The organism is Gordonibacter pamelaeae 7-10-1-b (assembly GCF_000210055.1).
Lineage (GTDB): Bacteria > Actinomycetota > Coriobacteriia > Coriobacteriales > Eggerthellaceae > Gordonibacter > Gordonibacter pamelaeae.
In genome coordinates this window covers 2330980-2333179 of record NC_021021.1, presented here as the reverse complement: position 1 = coordinate 2333179, position 2200 = coordinate 2330980, and the positions used below count along the sequence as shown (strand labels likewise).

The following is a 2200-nucleotide window of genomic DNA, read 5'->3' as shown; positions in this document are numbered from 1 at the left end:
AACGCGTTCGCCGCCGAGCTGCACGGCGCGCGCGTGGCCGTGCGCGACACGAGGACCATTTCGGCAACCAGACGTCGTTCGCCCTCATCGGCCGCCAGGGACATCCGCCCGTGTTCCGCGGCGACCGCTACAAGACCTCGCTCGCCCTGTTCTTGCAGGTGGACCGCGCGGGCACGCTGAACATGATCCTGTCCGAGTTCGCCTACGCCGGCATCAACCTGTCGATGATCCAATCGCGCCCCACGAAGCAGGCGCTCGGCGACTACATGTTCTTCATCGAGTTCAAGGAGGACGCGAACACCCTGCCCGTGCAGACGGCCCTGAACTGCCTGCGCCTGAAGCTGCGCGAGGTGAAGGTGCTCGGCAGCTACCCGGTGGACTAAGGGCGTTAGAGCGCCAGGATGCCCAGGTGCTCCAGCAGGATCTTCGTGCCGATGAGCACGAGGACGATGCCGCCGGCGATGGTGGCGGCCTTCTCGTAGCGCGCGCCGAAGCGGTGGCCCACGACCACGCCCGCGAGAGCGAGCACGAACGTGGTGGCGCTGATGAGCCCCACGGACATGACGATGTCCACGCGCAGGAACGCGAACGTGATGCCCACGGCGAGCGCGTCGATGCTCGTGGCGATGGCGAGCATGACGAGCTCGCGCAGGTCGAGCTTGCCGTCGGCCGGGCAGGACAGCTCCTCGTCGTCCTCATGGAAGGCGTCCCAGAGCATCTTGCCGCCGATAAGCGCCAGAAGGCCGAAGGCTATCCAGTGGTCCACCGGCGTGATGTTGCGCTCGAACTGCGTGCCCAGCGCCCAGCCGAGAAGCGGCATGAGCCCCTGGAAGCCGCCGAAGAACAGCGCGATGACCAGCGCCTGGCGCATGTTCAGGCGCTTCATGCACAAGCCCTTGCACACCGACACGGCGAACGCGTCCATCGACAGCCCCACCGCGATCAAGAACAGCTCCGCGAATCCCATGGTCGTTTCCTCTCGTCTCCGCAATCCCCCTGGCCGCGCCGCAGCGCCGGTCCGGGCTGCAGGCAAAAAAAAACACCGGCGCGTGCGCACCGGCTGCATAAGCGAGCGGTGCGACGCCAAGCGCCACACCGCGAGTCTTGTCGTTTCAGGTTGCGCCAGCTTCAGGAAGAAGCAGTATGTTGACGCAGCCGCGCCTTGACGGCGCCGACTACTCCCCCACGGGATTCGGATATTCTAGCACAGGTTTCCGCCGCCGAGCCATCAAACACCTTGCCATAACCTCCGTTTTCGTCCACTTGTCTGACCAGGTGTTATATGTTGTTTTACCTGTTCAGGAGCTTGCTATGGGATGGACGAGAACGGAGGTTGTGGCCAATATCGGCCCGGTGCGCCTACGCGAAAAATAGGTCGCCCTCCCGGCGGAAGAAGCCCTCGGACACCAGGTCGGCGACGATGCCGTCGAACACGTCCGCATCCACGCAGGGGCGGCCGGCGGCCTGCTCGAAGGCGTCCAGGCGACCAGCCAGCTCCGGCGCGGCGATGCCCGGGGCGGCCAGCACGATGCGCACGAGCTCGGCGCGCTTCTGCCGCCGCGACCCCTCGAAGGCCGACTGCCGCGTATGGTGGGCGCTGCGCCTTGACGGGTTCGCCACCTGGGTCTTCAAGTGCGCGCCGTAGTCCAGGAGCGCGTAGTACCATGCCCGGGCGCCCTCCTCGGGGCACGTGTCCGCCACGAGCGGGGCCAGCTCCCGGTCCCTCACGCCCTCGCGGCCCGGGAACAGCTCGTGCAGGAACACCGTGCGCACGTTCGTCTCCAGGTAGAGCGAGGGGCGGTCGAAGGCGAACGCCACCACGCCGGCCGCCGTGGCAGGGCCGATGCCGGGCAGCTGCACCAGCTCCTCGGCCGTGGAGGGCAGCTGCCCGCCCCGTTCGGCGGCGCAGAGGTCGGCCGTCCTCTTCAGCGCGAGGGCGCGGCGGTTGTAGCCGAGCCCCTGCCACTGGGTCAGCACGTCGGACGTGTCGGCCGACGCGAGCGCGTCGATCGTGGGGAACAGCGCCATGAAGCGCTCCCAGAACCGTCCCACGCGCGCCACCTGGGTCTGCTGCAGCATGATCTCGGACACGAGCACGGCGTAGGGGTCGTCGAGGTTGCGCCACGGAAGGTCGCGGTAGAGCGCCGCACCCCGCTCGCGCACGAGCGCCGTGAACGTCTCGCGGTCGGGTGCGGCAGGC

Annotated in this window: 3 protein-coding genes; 1 reads left to right on the top strand and 2 read right to left on the bottom strand. The window is 67.7% G+C overall.

Features of this window, described 5'->3' with window-relative positions; genetic code table 11:
- A partial coding sequence (locus tag GPA_RS17505; protein WP_231847632.1) for an ACT domain-containing protein occupies positions 1-383 on the top strand: 383 nt, incomplete at its 5' end.
- A gap of 5 nt (positions 384-388) precedes the next feature.
- Here the strand turns inward: GPA_RS17505 and GPA_RS10905 are convergent.
- Positions 389-967: a manganese efflux pump MntP gene (locus GPA_RS10905; RefSeq protein WP_015539895.1), complete on the bottom strand. Its 579-nt coding sequence runs from the start codon at positions 965-967 to the stop codon at positions 389-391.
- Between the two features lie 392 nt (positions 968-1359).
- A partial coding sequence (locus GPA_RS10900) for an HhH-GPD family protein (protein ID WP_041239501.1) occupies positions 1360-2200 on the bottom strand: 841 nt, incomplete at its 5' end.